The following is an 18,500-nucleotide window of genomic DNA, read 5'->3' as shown; positions in this document are numbered from 1 at the left end:
GATAAAAAAGAGCGGAAGCCGCTCTTTTTTTATTTATCTTACTATTTTTAGGAGAATTATATGAATAACACTTTTATCAATGAAAATAGCATTTAATTTTTTTCTGGAATATATGTGAAACGTTGTATAGAATAAGCAAGAATGCCAAAAATTATAGGAGGAAAGTTTTGAAAAAAAATAAGAGTTTAGTAAGTTTTTTAGGAGTGTTTATTATGTTGTTTTCTTTTTGTTTTCCAGGAAATATACAGGCAGATGTTAATACTGTTCAATCAGGAAAAATAAAATCAGGAAACGTAACGGTATGGGAAGTAGGAAATGTAGCGAAAGTGTTAGCTGATGTAGAGCGTTTAAATTTAAATACGGTGAATGTACCGATTCAAGTTGATATTCCGAATGTGACTTCTACTAACATGGTAATTAATCAGGCGCAAAAGAAACAGGCTATTATTTTAATTCAAGAATTATTAAAGCGTAATATTCAAGTTGTAGTGGAGCCGTTCCCATACATTCAGCAGGGTAATGTCGGAGAAACAGAATGGAATCCAAGTAATATTAACGATTTCTTCTGGAATTGGAAAACGATTGTTTTACAAGATATTTTTAATTCCATTACAAGTAAGTACAATGTTTACGGATTAAAGATCGCTTCCAATTTCGTGAATATGGAATATGCAGAAGGGTACTGGAGCGATACGATTAATTTTGTTCGCCAGCAGTATAAAGGAAATATTTTGTATCAAATGAACTGGTGGTTAACAACAAGTTGGGATCCTTCGTATGAAGCGAAGTTTATAGAGAAAATAAATCGCCCGTATTTAAAAAAGGTGGACATCGTAAGTATTGATAGTTGGTTTGAAGTTTCAGGGAAAAGAAATCCATCATACGAAGAAGTAAAACAAAGTTTATTTGCGACGACAGTGTATAATCGTGGTCAAAATGTCGTTCAGCAACTGGAACAATTACATAAAGCAACAGGAAAGCCCGTTTACTTTGGTGGATTTAATGTTCCAGCGCGTGAGCTTGGCTTGCAAAATCCGTGGAATCCAGATGTTTCAAATGTGTTTTCAAAAGATGTACAACTTAACGGGTGGCGTGCTTACCGAGATGTATTAGAACCGAAGCCGTATTTTAAAGGTTTTTCAATTTGGTTTATCGGATCTAATGATAGTAATCATTCATATCAAATACATAGTAAAGAAGCAGAGGCAGTTATTAATGGATGGTACAAAAAATAATTTTTATAAAATAGGTAAGTTTTGAATTTTACTACATATATTTCTAGTGAAAGGCCTTTCACCATCTTATCACCTAGGGGGCAATCATAATGAAATTTTTGTCTTACCTTACAGTAATTTTGGTGATTCTTGGCGGTTTGAATTGGTTGTTTGTAGCGTTAGACTATAACGTAGTTGAGAAATGGTTTGGTTCTATGCCGGCGCTTGTGGACACTATTTATTGGTTATTTGGTCTTTCTGCTATTTATCAAATTTTTGATCGGTTCTTTACGAACAATTAGCTATTATTCTTTCATTATTAGGGTGTTAAGTACGATTATGTACTTAACACTTTTTTGTATGTTTATAAAAAAGTATATGCACATGCAAGCGATTCCATTGCGTCTTGCGCCATAATAATGGAAAACAAATTGACCGTATATTGTATATAGGTTATAATTCAGAAAGTTTAAAAAATAATAAAAATTAGAAATAGGGAGGTTATCTGGGTGATGGAGAGAGTGTATAATTTTTCAGCTGGACCATCAATACTCCCTTTGCCAGTTTTAGAGAAAGTGCAAAAGGAGCTTGTAAATTATAACGGGACAGGCATGTCTATTATGGAAATGAGTCATCGATCTTCTTATTTTCAAAGTATTATTGATGAAGCGAGTAGCTTACTTCGTGAATTAATGAACATTCCTGATGAGTATGAAGTTTTATTTTTACAAGGTGGTGCGTCATTACAATTTTCTATGATACCGTTAAATTTAATGACTACTTATAAAAGAGCTGGATATGTACTGACAGGCTCATGGTCTAAAAAGGCACTGCAAGAGGCTGAAAAAGTAGGTGAGGTACAAGTGCTTGCTTCTTCTGAAAAAGAGAAGTTTACTACGATTCCTAAACTGGATGATTTACAAAGTGATGAAAAACTAGATTATGTACATATTACAACGAATAATACAATTGAGGGGACAAAGTATGTGGACATTCCACATTTAGAAAGAGTGCCGCTTGTTGCGGATATGTCCTCAAATATTTTATCAGAACAATATGATGTTACGAAGTTTGGCCTCATATATGCGGGTGCGCAAAAAAATTTAGGGCCAGCGGGTTTAACAATTGCAATTATAAAAAGAGATTTAATTGGGGGAGCAGATCGCTCTTGTCCTACAATGTTAAACTATGAAACTTACAGTAAAAATAACTCCTTATATAATACACCGCCATCCTTTAGTATTTATGTAACGAAGCTTGTACTAGAGTGGTTGAAAGAGCAAGGCGGGGTATCTGCGATTGAAGAACAAAATAGAATGAAATCTTCACTTCTGTATCATTATTTAGATGAATCTAAATTGTTTACTTCACCAGTTGATCCTACGTATCGATCACTTATGAATATTCCATTTACAACACCGTCAGAAGAGCTTAATAGTCAGTTTTTACAAAAAGCGAAAGAACGCGGTTTCGTTACGCTAAAAGGACATCGCTCAGTAGGTGGTATGCGTGCAAGTATTTACAATGCGATGCCAACCCAAGGTGTACACAAATTAGTAGACTATATGAAGGAATTCGAGCTTGAGAATAGATAGGGAGATGGGGATATGTTTCGTGTTCAGACGTTAAATCAAATTGCGGAAAAGGGTTTGCAAATTTTTGATGGGAATCGCTATGAAATTGGGGACAAAGTAGGTCATCCAGATGGTATTTTACTTCGCAGCTACTCTTTACATCAAGAAGAGTTTTCAGAAGACTTAAAGGCGATTGCAAGAGCTGGTGCCGGTGTAAATAATATTCCTGTTGAACGTTGTACGGAAAAAGGGATTGTAGTATTTAATACGCCAGGGGCTAATGCGAATGCAGTGAAGGAACTTATTATCGCAAGCCTTATTATGTCTTCCCGTAATATTATAAACGGAGTGAGCTGGACGAAAGAGTTGGATGGAGAAGAACTACCACAGCTTGTTGAAGCTGGGAAGAAGCAATTCGTTGGATCAGAAATTGCGGGGAAACGTTTAGGTGTTATCGGTCTTGGCGCAATCGGTGCTTTAGTTGCGAACGATGCGTTATCTTTAGGGATGGACGTTGTCGGATACGATCCATATATATCTGTTGAAACAGCATGGCGTCTTTCTACGCAAGTGCAAAGGGCATTTAGTTTAGATGAAATTTTTGCAACATGTGATTACATTACACTGCATATTCCTCTTACGAATCAAACGAAGGGAATTATTGGTGAACATGCTATAGAGACGATGAAAAAAGGGATGCGTCTATTCAATTTCTCAAGAGGAGAACTTGTAGATGAAACAGCTCTTAAAAAAGCATTAGAAGAAGATATTATTACACATTACGTAACGGATTTCCCGAATGAAAATGTTATAAAGATGAAAAATGTAACAGCGACGCCTCATCTAGGTGCATCTACGTCTGAATCTGAAGAAAATTGTGCAGTAATGGCCGCACGTCAATTACGTGAATATTTAGAGACAGGTAATATTCGTAATTCAGTAAACTATCCAAACGTAGAGCTTCCGTACATTGGAAAAAAACGAATTACAATTATGCATCAAAATGTTCCGAACATGGTAGGACAAATTACAGGATGTTTAGCAGAACATCATATTAATATTGCAGATATGATTAATCGTAGTAAACATTCTTGGGCGTATACAATGATTGATATTGATAATGGTATTGATGATATAATGAAAGAGAACATTGTGGAAAATATAAGCAGAATTACAGGTGTTGTAGCCGTTCGAATGATTGTGTAAAGGAGAGAGAAACTTGACAAAAATCCGACCGTTTCGGGCCATTCGTCCAGTAGAAGAAAAAGCAGTGCAAGTGGCAGCTTTACCTTATGACGTATTAAATAGTGAAGAGGCAAGAGAAGTTGTAAAGGGGAATCCATATTCTTTTTTACATGTTGATAAAGCAGAAATTGACTTAGACCCGGAGATTTCACCGTACGATGATCGCGTATATGAAAAAGCGGGTGGAAATTTAAAGCAATTTATACAAGAAGAAGTGTTCATTCAAGATGAAGAGCCAGCGCTTTACATTTATGAGCTGACGATGCAAGGAAGAACGCAGTCAGGCCTTGTCGTTTGTACATCGATTGACGAGTATGAAGATGATACAATTAAAAAACATGAAAGAACGCGTCATGAAAAAGAACTAGATCGTATTCGCCATGTAGATGTGTGCGATGCAAACACGGGTCCTATTTTTTTAACATATCGTACAAAAGAAGAAGTGAAACGTTTAATTGCAAGCTGGAAAGAAGAACATGCGCCAATCTATACATTTACAGCGGAAGATGGTGTGGAGCATGTTGCGTGGAAGATTGCAGATGAAGATGTAATTGCAACTTTAGTAAACGCATTTGAAGACATTCCTAACTTGTACATTGCAGATGGACATCACCGCTCTGCATCAGCAGCGAAAGTAGGAATTATGAGAAGAGAACAATATCCGAATTACACAGGAGAAGAGGAATTTAATTTCTTCCTATCTGTATTATTCCCTCATGATGAATTATCAATTTGGGACTATAACCGGGTTGTGAAAGATTTAAATGGCTTATCAGTAGAGCAATTTTTAAAGCAAGTTACGCAATATTTTTATGTGGAAGAAGCAAGGACTTCACCATATAAACCAAATGAGCCAAAATTATTTGGGATGTATGTAAACGAGAAGTGGTATAAGCTCACAGTGAAAGAGGAAACATTTGATGCGAATGATCTTGTTAAAGGTTTAGATGTATCTATTTTACAAGATCATTTATTAAGTCAGGTGCTTGAAATACATGATCCGCGCTCAGATTCACGCATTGATTTCGTCGGCGGAATCCGCGGGCTAGAAGAACTAGAACGTCTTGTGAAAAGCGGTGCATATAAAGCAGCATTCGCATTATATCCAACATCAATGGAAGATTTATTAGCAATCGCAGACGCTGGAGAAGTAATGCCGCCCAAATCAACGTGGTTTGAGCCGAAACTTCGCAGTGGATTGTTTGTTCATTCGCTAAAGTAAAGTGAAACTTTAATCAGTGGGGGTTTTGTCCATCCCCACTGATTATTAGTTGAACCAATCGGGCATTTACGGGCAGTTATCTCCCACCTAACTTCCTCGCATTCGCCGGATTTTGAGGTGGGAGTCTTACTGACCGTTAATGCGGGATAAATATAGACTTCTGTAGTTTGGAAAAACCGAAATGATTGTTAATTTCGGTTTTTCTTATTTAAGAAAGTAAATTATAAAGTGTTTTTGAGGAGGGGTATCGATGAAATTGCAAGTAGGCGAAAAAATTACCTTTGAGCGAACTTTTACAAAAGAAGATGTTGTTTTATTTACAGAAGTATCTAAGGATGAAGGAGTTCATCATGTTACACCAGATGAACAAGGACGATTTGTTGTACAAGGACTTTTAACATCAACACTGCCTACAAAAGTTGGCGGTGATTACAACGTATTAGCGCGCAAGATGGATTTTGAATTTTTACGCCCTGTTTTTAGTGGTGATACAATTCGTTGTGACGTAACAATTGAACAATTTGAACCCGATGAAAAAAATCGTACAAAGATCATTGCGATGTTTACATGTATGAATCAACTTGAAAAAGAAGTATTGAAGGGAAGTTTTTCAGGGATTATTCTTTAATTGTTAGGTAGAGGGATTGAATAAAAAGATGTAATCATTCAATGGGGGAACTTGGAAACAAAAATACACCTATGCAATAGGTGTATTTTTTAGACTTGAAAACCACATATGTATTGGAGATTTCTCTCGGGTACAGAGTATCACAATAGAAATCATGCGTATACATAATATTTGCTACGTTAAATGGTTTCCTTATAGATACGGGTCATTTGAAATATGAATAGATTTCTATTTTGGTAACTTAGATGCCACCGCCAGGTTCTGTATTGGCATGATCGCCACCATGATCGCTGATGCTTTCTAATTCAGGAGCACCACCACCGTCACCAATGCTAAGTGCAGGAGCGCCTCCAGTATGTCCGTCAGATAAAGAAGGTGCTGGTGGGGAAGGGAAGTGAGTATGTCCAGCTTGGCTTGTGAAACCTGCATTTAATCCAAATGCAGCAATACCTGTAAATGCAATACCTAAAGCGATTTTACCAATTGTTTTTTTCATTTCTTTAACCCTCTTTCATTCGATTTTTTTGCTACTGTACTATTAAAGAAGTAGGAACTTGCTTTCTCGTGTTGTTGTTTGTTATAAAACGCTAGAGCTAGTTTTTCAAGATACTCAGAAACATAGATATATAAAGATTCTTTATTGAAGTATTCAATTCCTTCTAAAACAATCGGTTCAATTTGGTCTAATTCATTTTGCTTCGTGAATGCTTCTAATATAGCAAAGTGATGTTTGTGCTCTTCATTACCGAGTTTAGATACAAGTTGCTTACCTGTTTCAATGTATTCGTTTGCTTTGTCTATTAGCCCTAATTTTTCATGTTCTTGTGCAAGTAAGAATATAGCCTTATAGTGAGAAGGGATTTTTTCAACGACTTGCGTCAAGTGACGAATCGCTTCTTCAGATAGATTCTGGCTTGCATATAAATGTCCTAGATTACCGCGTACATACAGTTGTAATGATTCTTCATTTAATTTCTGAAGAATATCTAACGCTTTGTTATAGCTTTCCTCAGCTTGTTCAAAATGGCCAACGTCTACATAAGAAGCACCAAGTACACTTAAACAGGAAGAAATATTTCTTTCACATCCGTGTTGAGTTTCAAAAATTTCTAATGCTTTCGAAGCATTTACAATCGCAAAACTTGGTTGTTGTTGGTGACAATGATAAGCTGCATAGCGGTAATAGAAATCAGCCTGTTCGATCTGACTATGTCCCGATAAAAGTGCTTGTGCTTTTAAGAAATATTCTTCTGCATCCTGATATTGATTAATAGCTGCAAAATGAATCGCTTTATAATAATGATACAGATAAGATAAGTGTTTATCTTCTGTTTTTTCCTGATCCTCTATGATTTGAAAGTTATCTTTCGTGATTGATAGACCATCTGTCAAAGCGGTATGTCGGAACTTGAGTAATGCGTAATACAAATGATAGAGTGGACTTGTTTCAGTTCCATTCAAAAGCATTTCTTCATGTTCTTTTGTAGCTTCTTGAAACTGAGCTTGCGCTTCCGTAATGTTTTGCGTTAAGATTGCGTGGTACCAAGTTTCTAAATGTTTTGTTGTATATGTAGGTCCCTTTAATGAAATGTTCATAATAGCCCCCCTTTATATTCTTCTATATAGTTGCAACTATAATGGTAACACAATTAAAAGTAAGTATACGGAATATTCTTTTGATAAATATTATTCTGAATTTTAAGAGCGATTAAAATATTTAAGTCCTTGTGTTTTTATGGTGGTGTCTATTTTTTAAGGGAGAAAGGGGCCCGCGATCGACTACAGAATCTTAATAAAATGATGTCACACCACAGTGCTAAAATAAAAGTTGAGAAAGTTTGCATGAGCTGTGAATAGGATGAGAAGGTAAAAACCCTAGCTACATAGCTAGGGTTTTTGTGTTAAATAGTTTCACCGTGAGCTTCTAGTTTCGGAGTTGGAAAATGTTCATGCCCCTCTTGCTTCGGAGCACCGCCGCCCTCACCAATATTATAAGCAGGAGCACCACCAGTGTCGCCACGGGCATCTAACTTTGGTGCTGTTTCCCCATGCGCTTCTAGTCTCGGAGCAGGCGTATCGCCAATATTAAAGGCAGGAGCCCATGAATCTCCATGTGAAACTAATTTCGGAGCTGGAGGTCTTCCATGATCATAAGCAGGAGCGCCGCCGTAGTCACTATGATTTTCTAATTTCGGAGCAGGAACATCGCCGTGTTCAGCTTTTACAACGCTGCCATCCCCAATGTTTACACCAAAAAGACCAAAACCAAGTACTGATAATCCTACAACAGCTGTACCAATTTTTCTTTTCAATCTATATCTCTCCTTTTGTATTGTTTTTTCCATTTTGTCTAAACGTGGTAGATAAAATGAAATGAATCGTGAAAAATTACCAATTACATTACGATATACGAATACTTCTGTGTAAGATTTTGTAAAACCTCCTTGAAATTTGAATTTTATAAAAATAAATTTCGACAAAATCAATTTTTTCAATTGGTTGAATAGATTTTGATTGAGTTTTTATAAAGGTATTCGCTAACTTTAAGACCGAAAACTGCTTTTAATTTCTTTATACCGTGCTCATAAGGTTATCTTAGCTTTGAATCAACTTTTGTAATTCGAGAATCTAGTTCTATTACTGAATATTTTAAAATCATAGTATGCAAGATTGCATGAGAAAAGTGATTGTTATTTTTATAACCTGTAACTATAATGATTACAGGTTGGTCGTATCCAATCAAAAAAATAAAATCATCATGAATGGAGATGTTTCATAATGGGTATGAAAAAATTAATTTTAGCTGGTGCTTTAGGTATCGCAGCATTATCAGGAACGAATTTACCAGGATTAGAACTGTCAAAAGCGAGTGCGGCTTCTATTGAGTCGAATTTCTCGACGTTAGAAGGACGAGTAATAGAAGTAGATAAAGGTGTAATTGGTGTAAAATCTAAGCAATATGAGGAACCTGTTAGTGTGTATATAGATTCCCTTTCAAATGTGAAAGTTGGGGATGAGGTTAAAGCTACTGGATCTATGATGCGTAATTTTACGGAATATATGATTGCAAATACAGTTGAAAATACGTCAAATAAATTAGGTATGCACATGAAAGAAGACAGTTCTCTTGATTATGTGATTGGGGAAGTATCAAAAGTAGGAACGATGGAAGATGAGGGAGACGGTTCTACTAAATATGTCGTAGTTGAGTATCCATCGATAAATGGGAAGAAAGTTATTATTGATGTTTTCTTAACAAAGGGACAAGTATTTAATATGGGTGAGAAAGTGAAGATTGATATGAAGTATGTGGGCTGGGGTGGAAGTTCTATTAACTGGAACACAGTTGATCATATCGAAAAAGTTCATGAAGCAAAGAACAACATTGAAAATAATGATGATGTATGGATCTGGTCTTAATTAGACGCCTGTAAATAACAAATGTATCATGCAGTACCCAGCAAATGATCATGTGTATGACAATTTGCTGGGTACTTTTTTGTTTGATGTTTTTTTGAGAATAACGGATTTCCGATTAGAATATGATGTTAACACTGGAGCGAAGATGAAAAAATACAATATTGAAAGAGGTGTTTAAGGGTGGAGCGAGATGAGGTTTATTTACGAGCTAAAAAAAGGGTGGAGAATTTAAAAGCATTTTACATTCATTTAACGGTCTATATACTAGTTAACTTAATGCTTTTTTTTATAAATATAAGCTCTGATTCAAGTAAATTATGGTTTTTATATCCACTGGGAGGTTGGGGAATCGGTATCGTTATACACGGTTTGACAACTTTTCCATTTGGGATATTCGGAAAAGAGTGGGAAGAACGAAAGATTAAAGAATATATGGAGAAAGATAAGTAAATGTATTTCTGGAATGTATGAATATAAAAAATAGCAATTTTCTTTTAGAACATAGCATGTATATAAAAAGATCAACTTGAATTTGCTGAAGAAGAATCCATTTTGATTAAACTTTATTTCGAATTTACATTAATAAGTATGGGGAGACAGAATGTAGAAGCCAATTAAGAGGATATCAGTTGGAATTAGTGATGATAATAATAGAAATCTACAAACTGAAATAGTAATCAATGCTGAGGTATAAGCGGGTATAAAATTTCATATAAATCTCTGTGATCAAATGCTTGATGCGAAGTCTATTCTATGGCTTCGTATATTTGTTTTTTATTCGAAATTTGTGCGAGTAAGTGTTCATATTCATTTTTTAGGGTGAATTGCATGTGAAATCAAAACTTTATTTGCAGTACATAATAAATAATGTTGTTGTCCTGTTTTAATTTCATGTGGATTTAGGAAAAGTTTGTTAATCATCCTATATTAAAATAAAAACAAACCACTGTTCGATTTGAATATTCCACGATATAATGGTGAGAGTTTATGGCAGAATAAATATTTACATAAGAAGTGAGGTACTGTATGAAAAAAAGAACGACAGACATTATTTTTATTATTATTGGTGCATTTCTTTTTGCGTTAGGTGTGAATTTGTTTGTTATCCCGAACGAGTTTGGTGAAGGTGGGGTAACGGGTATCACGATTATTACGTACTATTTATTTGAGTGGTCACCAGGCTTAGTTAACTTAATTTTAAATGCGATTTTGTTAATAGCTGGTTATAAATTTTTGAATAAGATAACAACAATTTATACGATCATTGCTGTAGTTACTAACTCGCTATTTCTTCATTTGACAGAAGGTTGGACGATTGCTTCGGATGAAATGCTCGTAAATGCCATTTTCGGAGGAATATTTATTGGATGCGGGATTGGTCTAATCATTCGTGTTGGTGGAACAACAGCAGGTACTACCATCTTAGCAAGGATGACACATAAATATTTAGGTTGGAGCATTAGCTATGGTCTATTGTTCTTTGATTTAATCGTTGCTTTTTCATCTTATTTCATCATTGGTGCAGAAAAGCTGATGCTGACAATTATTATGTTATATGTAGGAACGAAAGTGATGGAATTTGTAATTGAAGGTTTGAATCCGAAAAAGGCCATTACGATTATTTCTGATAACCCGAATGAAATTGCCGGGAAGGTGACTACCTTAATGGGCAGAGGGGTTACCGTGTACTCAGGTCATGGCTATTACACGAAAACTCCGAAGGAAATTCTTTATATTGTTATTAATAAGCAAGAAGTAGTGAAGCTAAAGCGGATTGTTCAAACTACGGATCCGGCTGCTTTCATCGCTATACATGATGTTCGTGATGTGTTCGGTGAAGGATTTGTTGATATTTCTAAGGCTTAATAAGGATTAGAAATTATTTTTTATTAAAATAAACTTAATACTGAAATGTAAGAATCTATTTTGAATAATCTTTTTTCAAAATAGATTCTTTTTATTTATCGTAAAATATTGGCTTGTGCCGTATTGTGGTTCTAATGAGGAGTACATGTGTTGCTTCCACACCAGCACACGTAGTATTTTTGGTAACCTCAATAATTTCGCTTAATGGATTTTAAAATGTGGCTAACTGCCATGAAAAAATTAATGCTGTAATTGTTTTTCTTTTTCTTGCAAAAAGTACAATTGTTTCTTAATGTAAGAATGTAGAAGGATGAACAAGAGAGGGTTTAATGAAGATGATACATATTTTATTAGCTGATGATGACAAGCATATTAGAGAGTTATTACATTACCATGTACAAAAAGAGGGGTTTAAAGTTTTTGAGGCTGAAGATGGAAAGGTAGCACAGTCCATATTAGAGAAAGAAAATATTCACCTTGCGATAGTGGATATAATGATGCCGTTTATTGATGGCTATACGTTATGTGAAGAAATCAGGAAGTATCATGATATACCTGTAATATTATTAACTGCAAAAGATCAGTTAGTTGATAAAGAAAAAGGATTCATTTCTGGCACGGACGATTATATTGTAAAACCATTTGAACCAGCTGAAGTAATTTTCCGTATGAAAGCATTATTGCGTCGTTATCAAATGCTTAGTGCTGATATTATTACGCTGCACGGGACGACAATTGATCGAAAAGGGTTTGAAGTGAAGTGTAACGGTCAGACGATTTTGCTTCCATTAAAGGAGTTCGAATTATTATCGCAGCTTGCTAGTTATCCTGGAAGAACATTTTCAAGAGAAGAATTAATTGAATTAGTATGGGGAATGGATTTTGAAGGGGATGAACGAACAGTCGATGTCCATGTAAAACGTCTTAGAGATCGTTTCTCAAAACGAACAGATGATTTTCAAATTACGACAGTGCGTGGACTCGGTTATAAGTTGGAGTTGAAATAAGATGAAATCACTGTATTCTAGATTTGTTTTTATGACGGTTGGGATTATGTTACTTAGTAGTATAATTGGTTTTTTATTAACAAATGTATATTATCAGGTGAAGTTAAAACCGTACAATAGTGAAAAGATTTTAATGTATGCTGAGGAAGTAAAATCATTATATGAAAAGCAAAGTGAAGAAAATAAAGAGGCATACTTACAGTCTATTGCGAAATTAGGATATGAAATTTATATTGTAGATGACCAAAAGAATGGAAAGCGTATCGGGAATGCGTTTCGCAAGATAACAATTAGTGATGCTACAGTTCATAAAGTATTACAAGGTGAAACTTATAATGGTGTTTCCACATATCCAACCCGCCTGTTTATTACAGGATTTTTCGATAATGAATTAATTAATAGTGTCGGTGTCCCATTAAAACATGGTGATAAACAGTACGCTTTATTTATTCGCCCTGATATTCAGCAACAATTTGGTGAGATGAGAATTTTTCTAGCGGTGTTACTTGGTTTCATCGTTGTATTAAGTATCATTTTTATAGCGATTGCAGCGGGTTATATCGTTCGTCCCATTCGAACATTTACGAAAGCTACCAAAAAGATTGCAAGTGGTGAATATGATATCGAATTAGATGAAAATCGAAAAGATGAAATTGGTACACTGGCAACTAATTTTCAAAAGATGACGAAGAGCATTAAAGAATTAGACCAAATGAGACAAGAGTTCGTTTCTAACGTTTCTCATGAATTTCAATCTCCACTTTCTTCGATACAAGGGTTTTCGAAAACATTACAATCGGAGAATATGAGTGAAGAGGAAAGAAAACGTTATTTGAAAATTATTGAGGGCGAAAGTAAGCGAATGTCTAGTTTATGTAAACAGTTACTTACGCTAGCTTCTTTAGATAAAGAAGAGAAAGTTCTACAAATAAAAGAGTTTCACTTGCAGAAGCAAATTAAAGACGTCATTTTTATGCTCGAATGGAAGTGGCGTGAGAAAGATATAGCTGTTGAATTTGATGTACCGGACATCACTATAAAAGGTGATGAAAACTTACTTCATCAAGTATGGAGCAATATTTTTACGAATAGCATTAAGTTTTCAAATGATGGCGGGACCATTGAATTTGTTGTAGAAGAATTAGAATCTAGTGTTATGATTTCTATATCAGACAACGGAATTGGTATGGAAAAAGAAGAAATGGATCGTATATTTGATCGTTTTTACAAAGTAGATACAGCAAGGGCAAGAAACGTAGAAGGTAGCGGATTAGGATTATCCATCGTACAGAAAATCGTCGAACTTCATAACGGAAACGTTTCGGTATATAGCACGAAAGAGGAAGGGACGACTGTTCAGGTTGAGCTTCCTAAATAAATGAAAAGGAAGAGGCTGTTTTTGTCGGTTGGTCGATATAATTGAAAAATCGCTGATATATTTTCACTTACGTGTAAAGTGATAAAAAGTTGTTTAATTTACATTATCAAGGCCTAAATCAAAAAAAGTCATAAAAAATAAGGAGTGATACATATTAGTCATTGACTAATATGTATCACTCCTTTACTTCTTGTTCAACAATCGCGCCTTTTATTGAATAAGAATTTTCTTCAAATATTTTTACTTCAGTAATGTATATTTAAGTAAAGTTTTTTTATAAAACGTCACTTACTTATTTGTTACCGAGTTGTTCCGCCAAACCGATTAGAAGTCCTTCGATTCCACGAATGTAGCAGAGCCGATATGAGTCCTCATACTGAACCACCTCGCCAACGAGCTGAGCACCATACTTAGTGAGTCTGGATAGCATTTCGTCAATGTCTTCAACGGTGAACATGACGCGTAGATAACCGAGGGCGTTTACAGGAGCAGTCCGGTGATCTGATATAGTAGGTGGGGTGAGAAATCGCGAAAGTTCAAGTCTGCTGTGGCCATCTGGGGTAACCATCATAGCAATCTCTACGCACTGAGAACCAAGTCCGGTTACGCGACCAGCCCATTCACCTTCGACAGTAGCTCGCCCTTCGAGGTTCAAGCCGATCTCCTCGAAGAAAGAGATTGCGTCATCAAGGGATTCTACAACGATGCCGACATTGTCCATTCTTAGTAATTTGTTTTTTTCCATAGTCTTATCTCCTTATGTGTAAAAATTTATTATCTGATCATCTTCATCATTATTCTATAAAAAAGTTACAAATTCCTTCCAAACAAAAAATACCTTGTCACAGTATAGGGAAATATGAAATTGGGTTTTCGGGTATATCATATAACATCTTGTTATATTTTTTAGTGTAGTGAAGTATCTTACATCCAAAATTAAACAACTATATTTTTAACCCCGTCCTAAATTTAGAACGGGGTTATGCTTGTAGGACTTATCTCTACACATTACGGATTAGATAATGTTTTCTTTCTGCTATAAAGCAGCACCTTTCCCGCGTTCTTCCTTAAACCGAATACCAAAAGTATCCGCTGTAATTTCATCAGCTTTCGGCAATGAACGTAATTTCGGATGAAGTAGCCATACGAGAGAAATGAATAAAATCCCGATGCTAGCGAGCGCGAAAATGAGTTGGCTACTAAATACATTTGCAGTGTATCCGCCAATTAAAGAGCCGAACGGCATAGCGATTGTACCCATGCTTCGTGTGACGGAATTGATGCGTCCAAGATATTGATTTGGAATTGCAATTTGACTGATCGTCGCAAATAAGATGTTGATTGCGCCAATTGGTATCCACGCTAAGCCGAATAAAAAAATAGATAACCATTGAAACGGTACAATCGTAGAAAGAAACCAAAAGACAGCGCCAGCCGCAAAGCTAATAATGGAGACACGGCCAACATTACGTTTACCAACCCATGAACTTAATAATGCTCCAATTAAACTACCGGCTGATATAGCGGCTAAAAAGAATCCATATAATTTCACACCTCCTAAAGAGTCAGCGAAAGAAGGGAGTATCGCCATCGTCATACCGATAGAAAAATTAGCGACAACTGAACCGATTAAGAAAACGCCCATTAAAGAACGAAAGACGATTGAAAAACCTTCTTTTAATTCAGAGAAATATTGTTTAACCGAAAAGGATTTGTTGCCTTCAAGAGGAAAGTCTACATTGGTTTCTGGTTGTTTCGGTATTTTTAATAAAAAGAATAAAAGCGCAGTAATCGCAAATGTGAAAGAGTCGATTACATATAAAGTAATTGCACCAAGTAGCGCTACTAATATTCCAGAAAGAGTCGTGCAAATTAAATCAATGCCTTGATATGCAAACGAAAATAGTGAGTTTCCTTTTAATAATTGTGTTTTATTCAATAGAAGTGGTAAAGCTTTCGATTGTGCGGGATAGGCGAATTGTTCGATAAAGGCTACGATTGGCATAATGATGAGTAGTAGTTGGACTGTTAATAGATCGAAGTAGTGTGTAATAGGAATGATTAATATAAGAATGCATTGCAGGACTTGTGTGATGACGAGGGTGTTTTTTATTGACCATCTATCAACGAATGGACCAGTAAGAAATTGTAATGCGGAAGGTAATGACGTAAGAAAACCAGCTAATCCAGAATAAAAAGGATTACCACTCAGCTCATATACGAGCCACATCGCTGCTACATAATACAAACTATCTCCTATGTTTGTAAAAATTCTCCCTAAAAATAATAAGAGGAAATTCCGGTTTTTTAATATGTCCATTTAATCTACTCCTTTATAATTAATTTATTCGGTAAAATAAAATTGACCGTTGGTGTAAAAAAAATCGTATTACGATTTTCCTTCTTTTTTAACAAATCGCTGCATTGCTCGCTCATCAATTTGCAGTGCAGTAGTCGAGATGTAATAAGCTTTACTATTTGGATCTTTATCCGCGTCTTTTGCAATCTCATTTAATTCAGCCATCAATTCATAAAACTTTTTCACCCACACTTGAAATTGTTCTGGCGTAGCATCAAACTCCCAGCAGGATGAAACGTAATTCCACTCAGCAGGGTCTTCACTTATTTTTCGTAATGTAAAAGCTTCTTCAGGTGCAGCGAGAATATGGCTTTTCGTTCTTTCCGTCATTTGTAAAAAGATTTGGCGACCTGATTCGCTTAATATTTCTAAATGAGGTAATAGTTCTGCGGCAGGGGTGAAGCCTTTAGCGACAGATTGATAAAATTTTTGAACGATGCCATTTTTTTCTTCTGTATATACGATTTCTATAAAACCATTCTTCTCTAATTCTTTTAAATGATAATGAATTTTCGCCCTTGAAATGCCGAATTTTTCAGACAGTAGTTGTCCTGTATAAGGACGTTCGCATAGACGCATCATCATTTCGACTCGTAGTGGATCGCTCATTGCTTTTAGTTGGCTATAAGTAGTTAGTGTGAACATGGGCTTCAACATAATCAACTCCTCAAATTAAATTACTCGGTCAATATTATTTGACTGAATTGTATCAAGGATTCCAATTGTTTTCAATACTTTCTGAAAATTTAATTTTTACAATGTAATCTTCTGTTCATATTCCGTTCATATTTCTTTTTTATGATAAGTGCATAGAAAGTAAGAGGAAGGAGCGAGCGAAATGTTTTTAGCTCTGCGTGAATTAAAACAATCAAAATTAAGATATGGATTAATCGGACTTATTATGGTGTTATTATCATTTTTAGTCCTTGTCATTTCAGGATTAGCAAATGGGTTGTCGTATGATAATGCTTCATCTATTCAAAATATGGAGGCAAATAAGTTCGTTTTAGCGGATGATGCGGAAAATAAACTACTTCGTTCACAAATTAAGAAAGACGATGTAGATAATGTAGTAAATCAAGTAGGCGAGAAAGAGGCAGTTCCGTTTCGTGTGAAAGTTTCAACGTATGAAAAGAAAAATAGTTCGAAAAAAGTTGATGTTGCTATTTTCTCAAGTGAACGTGATTCATTTTTAGAACCGAAAATTGTAAAAGGTGAGAAATTAGGTACAGCAAACAACGAAATGGTTGCTGATGAATCAATTAAAGAAAAAGGAATCGATATTGGGGATACAATTATTGATCCTGTTTCAAAGAAAGAATTTAAAATCGTTGGATTTACGAAAGATCAAATGTTTAGCCATACACCAGTCGTTTATGTAAATGAAGACGTATGGGGCGCTATCTCACAACCAAATCAAAAAGATTATAGTGCAATCGCACTTAATACAGATAAAGAAATTAAAAATGCACATGTTATCGACAAAAAAGAAGTATTACAAAGTATTCCAGGATTTAAAGAAGAGCAAGGAACATTAACGATGATCATTGCATTCTTACTTGTTATCGCTGCGTTACTAATCGGTGTATTCTTCTACGTAATTACGTTGCAAAAAACACAGCAATTAGGTGTATTAAAAGCAATCGGTACGAAAAACTCTTATTTAGCAAATAGCTTAGTCGTGCAGGCGTTATTCTTATCAGTCGTTGCGATGGTAATCAGTATTGTTCTTGTACAAGGATTAGAAACAATTTTACCAGCGGGTATGCCGTTCTTATTAACAACACCGATGATTGCACAATATGCAGTAATCTTTATTGTAATTAGTATTTTAGGAACACTTATTTCGTTATATCAAGTATTAAAAGTTGATGCGTTAGAAGCAATTGGAGGCGGGATGTAATGACTTCATTATTAAAATTAGACAAAGTAAGTAAAGTGTACGGAGAAGGGAATACTGAAGTAACAGCCCTTCATCCGATGTCGCTTGATGTGAAAGCTGGAGAATTTATTGGAATCGTTGGTCCTTCTGGATCAGGGAAAAGTACGTTATTATCAATCGCGGGTGCTTTACTATCACCGTCAAAAGGGGATATTTACATTCGTGAACAAAATATTACGAAGTTATCACAAAAGGAAATGACAGACATTCGTTTGAAAAAAATCGGCTTCATTTTCCAGTTCGCAAATCTTGTTCCATACTTAAATGTAAAAGAACAATTGCTTTACATTGCAAAGCTAAAAAAAGAAAACAAACAAGAATCTGAAAAGCGTGCGGATCACTTGCTAGCAGCATTTGGATTAGGAGAAAGAAAAAATCACTATCCAAATCAACTATCTGGTGGGGAAAAACAAAGGGTAGCAATCACTCGTGCTTTCATGAACAACCCAGATTTAATATTAGCTGATGAACCAACTGCAAGCTTAGACTCAAAACGCGCACGCGAAGTCGTTGAAATGATGAAACGTGAAGTGAAAGAAAGTCAAAAAGCAGCAATTATGATTACACATGATGAAAGAATGCTTGATGTATGTGATCGTATATTGACGCTTAGAGATGGGAAATTGGTATGATGAAAAAGGAACT

Annotated in this window: 19 protein-coding genes; 13 read left to right on the top strand and 6 right to left on the bottom strand. The window is 35.3% G+C overall.

Annotated features, from left to right (window positions below):
• Window positions 1-167 precede the first annotated feature (167 nt).
• The 6 genes from FT637_RS19240 (at window position 168) to FT637_RS19215 (ending at window position 5,883) form a co-directional block, all read left to right on the top strand.
• Window positions 168-1,235: a glycoside hydrolase family 113 gene (locus tag FT637_RS19240; protein ID WP_193647667.1), complete on the top strand. Its 1,068-nt coding sequence runs from the start codon at window positions 168-170 to the stop codon at window positions 1,233-1,235.
• An 89-nt stretch (window positions 1,236-1,324) separates the two neighbouring features.
• Window positions 1,325-1,516, top strand: a complete 192-nt coding sequence (locus FT637_RS19235; protein ID WP_000670802.1) for a DUF378 domain-containing protein — start codon at window positions 1,325-1,327, stop codon at window positions 1,514-1,516.
• A 210-nt stretch (window positions 1,517-1,726) separates the two neighbouring features.
• Entirely contained in the window at window positions 1,727-2,809 is a 1,083-nt protein-coding gene (gene serC, locus FT637_RS19230) for a 3-phosphoserine/phosphohydroxythreonine transaminase (protein WP_193647666.1), read from the top strand.
• 12 nt (window positions 2,810-2,821) lie between these two features.
• Entirely contained in the window at window positions 2,822-3,994 is a 1,173-nt protein-coding gene (locus tag FT637_RS19225) for a 3-phosphoglycerate dehydrogenase family protein (RefSeq protein ID WP_193647665.1), read from the top strand.
• A 13-nt stretch (window positions 3,995-4,007) separates the two neighbouring features.
• Window positions 4,008-5,255: a DUF1015 domain-containing protein gene (locus FT637_RS19220; RefSeq protein ID WP_193647664.1), complete on the top strand. Its 1,248-nt coding sequence runs from the start codon at window positions 4,008-4,010 to the stop codon at window positions 5,253-5,255.
• Window positions 5,256-5,505: 250 nt separating this feature from the next.
• The gene (locus tag FT637_RS19215) at window positions 5,506-5,883 is read left to right on the top strand and encodes an enoyl-CoA hydratase (protein WP_193647663.1); all 378 of its coding nucleotides are present in this window, start codon (window positions 5,506-5,508) and stop codon (window positions 5,881-5,883) included.
• Window positions 5,884-6,124: 241 nt separating this feature from the next.
• Here FT637_RS19215 and FT637_RS19210 read toward each other — a convergent pair whose 3' ends face one another.
• The 3 genes from FT637_RS19210 to FT637_RS19200 all read right to left on the bottom strand — a co-directional run bounded on the left by FT637_RS19210 (window position 6,125) and on the right by FT637_RS19200 (window position 8,195).
• On the bottom strand, window positions 6,125-6,379 hold the full coding sequence (locus FT637_RS19210) for a hypothetical protein (RefSeq protein ID WP_193647662.1): 255 nt from the start codon (window positions 6,377-6,379) through the stop codon (window positions 6,125-6,127).
• A complete protein-coding gene (locus FT637_RS19205; RefSeq protein WP_193647661.1) occupies window positions 6,376-7,479 on the bottom strand; it encodes a tetratricopeptide repeat protein in 1,104 nt (367 codons plus the stop codon). The genes FT637_RS19210 and FT637_RS19205 overlap by 4 nt, the downstream gene beginning before the upstream one ends.
• Before the next feature lie 305 nt (window positions 7,480-7,784).
• Window positions 7,785-8,195 carry a hypothetical protein gene (locus FT637_RS19200; protein ID WP_193647660.1) on the bottom strand — a complete coding sequence of 137 codons (411 nt, stop codon included), beginning with the start codon at window positions 8,193-8,195 and terminating at the stop codon, window positions 7,785-7,787.
• 466 nt (window positions 8,196-8,661) lie between these two features.
• On the opposite strand from FT637_RS19200, the gene FT637_RS19195 reads away from it, so the two are divergent.
• The 5 genes from FT637_RS19195 (at window position 8,662) to FT637_RS19175 (ending at window position 13,554) form a co-directional block, all read left to right on the top strand.
• The gene (locus tag FT637_RS19195) at window positions 8,662-9,303 is read left to right on the top strand and encodes a hypothetical protein (protein WP_193647659.1); all 642 of its coding nucleotides are present in this window, start codon (window positions 8,662-8,664) and stop codon (window positions 9,301-9,303) included.
• 180 nt (window positions 9,304-9,483) lie between these two features.
• Complete coding sequence (locus FT637_RS19190; protein WP_193647658.1) at window positions 9,484-9,753, top strand: 2TM domain-containing protein; 270 nt, start codon at window positions 9,484-9,486, stop codon at window positions 9,751-9,753.
• A gap of 576 nt (window positions 9,754-10,329) precedes the next feature.
• Window positions 10,330-11,169: a YitT family protein gene (locus FT637_RS19185; RefSeq protein ID WP_070143987.1), complete on the top strand. Its 840-nt coding sequence runs from the start codon at window positions 10,330-10,332 to the stop codon at window positions 11,167-11,169.
• Between the two features lie 329 nt (window positions 11,170-11,498).
• Complete coding sequence (locus FT637_RS19180; RefSeq protein ID WP_002172629.1) at window positions 11,499-12,176, top strand: response regulator transcription factor; 678 nt, start codon at window positions 11,499-11,501, stop codon at window positions 12,174-12,176.
• 1 nt (window position 12,177) lies between these two features.
• The gene (locus FT637_RS19175; RefSeq protein ID WP_193647657.1) at window positions 12,178-13,554 is read left to right on the top strand and encodes a sensor histidine kinase; all 1,377 of its coding nucleotides are present in this window, start codon (window positions 12,178-12,180) and stop codon (window positions 13,552-13,554) included.
• A gap of 292 nt (window positions 13,555-13,846) precedes the next feature.
• Here the strand turns inward: FT637_RS19175 and FT637_RS19170 are convergent, their stop codons facing one another.
• The 3 genes from FT637_RS19170 to FT637_RS19160 form a co-directional block, all read right to left on the bottom strand.
• Window positions 13,847-14,299 carry a VOC family protein gene (locus tag FT637_RS19170; RefSeq protein WP_193647656.1) on the bottom strand — a complete coding sequence of 151 codons (453 nt, stop codon included), beginning with the start codon at window positions 14,297-14,299 and terminating at the stop codon, window positions 13,847-13,849.
• Between the two features lie 291 nt (window positions 14,300-14,590).
• Window positions 14,591-15,874 (bottom strand): MFS transporter, encoded by a 1,284-nt coding sequence (locus FT637_RS19165; protein ID WP_193647655.1) that lies wholly within the window; start codon window positions 15,872-15,874, stop codon window positions 14,591-14,593.
• A gap of 69 nt (window positions 15,875-15,943) precedes the next feature.
• On the bottom strand, window positions 15,944-16,570 hold the full coding sequence (locus FT637_RS19160) for an ArsR/SmtB family transcription factor (protein WP_193647654.1): 627 nt from the start codon (window positions 16,568-16,570) through the stop codon (window positions 15,944-15,946).
• Between the two features lie 181 nt (window positions 16,571-16,751).
• Between FT637_RS19160 and FT637_RS19155 the strand changes: the two genes are divergently transcribed.
• Both FT637_RS19155 and FT637_RS19150 read left to right on the top strand, forming a co-directional pair.
• Window positions 16,752-17,816, top strand: a complete 1,065-nt coding sequence (locus tag FT637_RS19155; protein ID WP_193647653.1) for an ABC transporter permease — start codon at window positions 16,752-16,754, stop codon at window positions 17,814-17,816.
• The gene (locus FT637_RS19150; RefSeq protein ID WP_193647652.1) at window positions 17,816-18,487 is read left to right on the top strand and encodes an ABC transporter ATP-binding protein; all 672 of its coding nucleotides are present in this window, start codon (window positions 17,816-17,818) and stop codon (window positions 18,485-18,487) included. The genes FT637_RS19155 and FT637_RS19150 overlap by 1 nt, the downstream gene beginning before the upstream one ends.
• The last annotated feature ends 13 nt before the right edge of the window (window positions 18,488-18,500 follow it).

This window comes from Bacillus cereus (assembly GCF_015071065.1).
GTDB lineage: Bacteria > Bacillota > Bacilli > Bacillales > Bacillaceae_G > Bacillus_A > Bacillus_A cereus_BA.
The sequence above is the reverse complement of the archived record's forward strand: the minus strand, read 5'-3'. Positions and strand labels throughout refer to the sequence as shown.

What these genes read in the sequence shown, in the direction of transcription:
- FT637_RS19155 (WP_193647653.1), top strand. Translation starts at nt 16,752, where the DNA reads ATGTTTTTAGCTCTGCGTGAATTAAAACAATCAAAATTAAGATATGGA.
- FT637_RS19180 (WP_002172629.1), top strand. Translation starts at nt 11,499, where the DNA reads ATGAAGATGATACATATTTTATTAGCTGATGATGACAAGCATATTAGA.
- serC (WP_193647666.1), top strand. Translation starts at nt 1,727, where the DNA reads ATGGAGAGAGTGTATAATTTTTCAGCTGGACCATCAATACTCCCTTTG.
- FT637_RS19170 (WP_193647656.1), bottom strand. Translation starts at nt 14,299, where the DNA reads ATGGAAAAAAACAAATTACTAAGAATGGACAATGTCGGCATCGTTGTA.
- FT637_RS19235 (WP_000670802.1), top strand. Translation starts at nt 1,325, where the DNA reads ATGAAATTTTTGTCTTACCTTACAGTAATTTTGGTGATTCTTGGCGGT.
- FT637_RS19205 (WP_193647661.1), bottom strand. Translation starts at nt 7,479, where the DNA reads ATGAACATTTCATTAAAGGGACCTACATATACAACAAAACATTTAGAA.
- FT637_RS19185 (WP_070143987.1), top strand. Translation starts at nt 10,330, where the DNA reads ATGAAAAAAAGAACGACAGACATTATTTTTATTATTATTGGTGCATTT.
- FT637_RS19175 (WP_193647657.1), top strand. Translation starts at nt 12,178, where the DNA reads ATGAAATCACTGTATTCTAGATTTGTTTTTATGACGGTTGGGATTATG.
- FT637_RS19150 (WP_193647652.1), top strand. Translation starts at nt 17,816, where the DNA reads ATGACTTCATTATTAAAATTAGACAAAGTAAGTAAAGTGTACGGAGAA.
- FT637_RS19195 (WP_193647659.1), top strand. Translation starts at nt 8,662, where the DNA reads ATGGGTATGAAAAAATTAATTTTAGCTGGTGCTTTAGGTATCGCAGCA.
- FT637_RS19225 (WP_193647665.1), top strand. Translation starts at nt 2,822, where the DNA reads ATGTTTCGTGTTCAGACGTTAAATCAAATTGCGGAAAAGGGTTTGCAA.
- FT637_RS19165 (WP_193647655.1), bottom strand. Translation starts at nt 15,874, where the DNA reads ATGGACATATTAAAAAACCGGAATTTCCTCTTATTATTTTTAGGGAGA.
- FT637_RS19215 (WP_193647663.1), top strand. Translation starts at nt 5,506, where the DNA reads ATGAAATTGCAAGTAGGCGAAAAAATTACCTTTGAGCGAACTTTTACA.
- FT637_RS19210 (WP_193647662.1), bottom strand. Translation starts at nt 6,379, where the DNA reads ATGAAAAAAACAATTGGTAAAATCGCTTTAGGTATTGCATTTACAGGT.
- FT637_RS19160 (WP_193647654.1), bottom strand. Translation starts at nt 16,570, where the DNA reads ATGTTGAAGCCCATGTTCACACTAACTACTTATAGCCAACTAAAAGCA.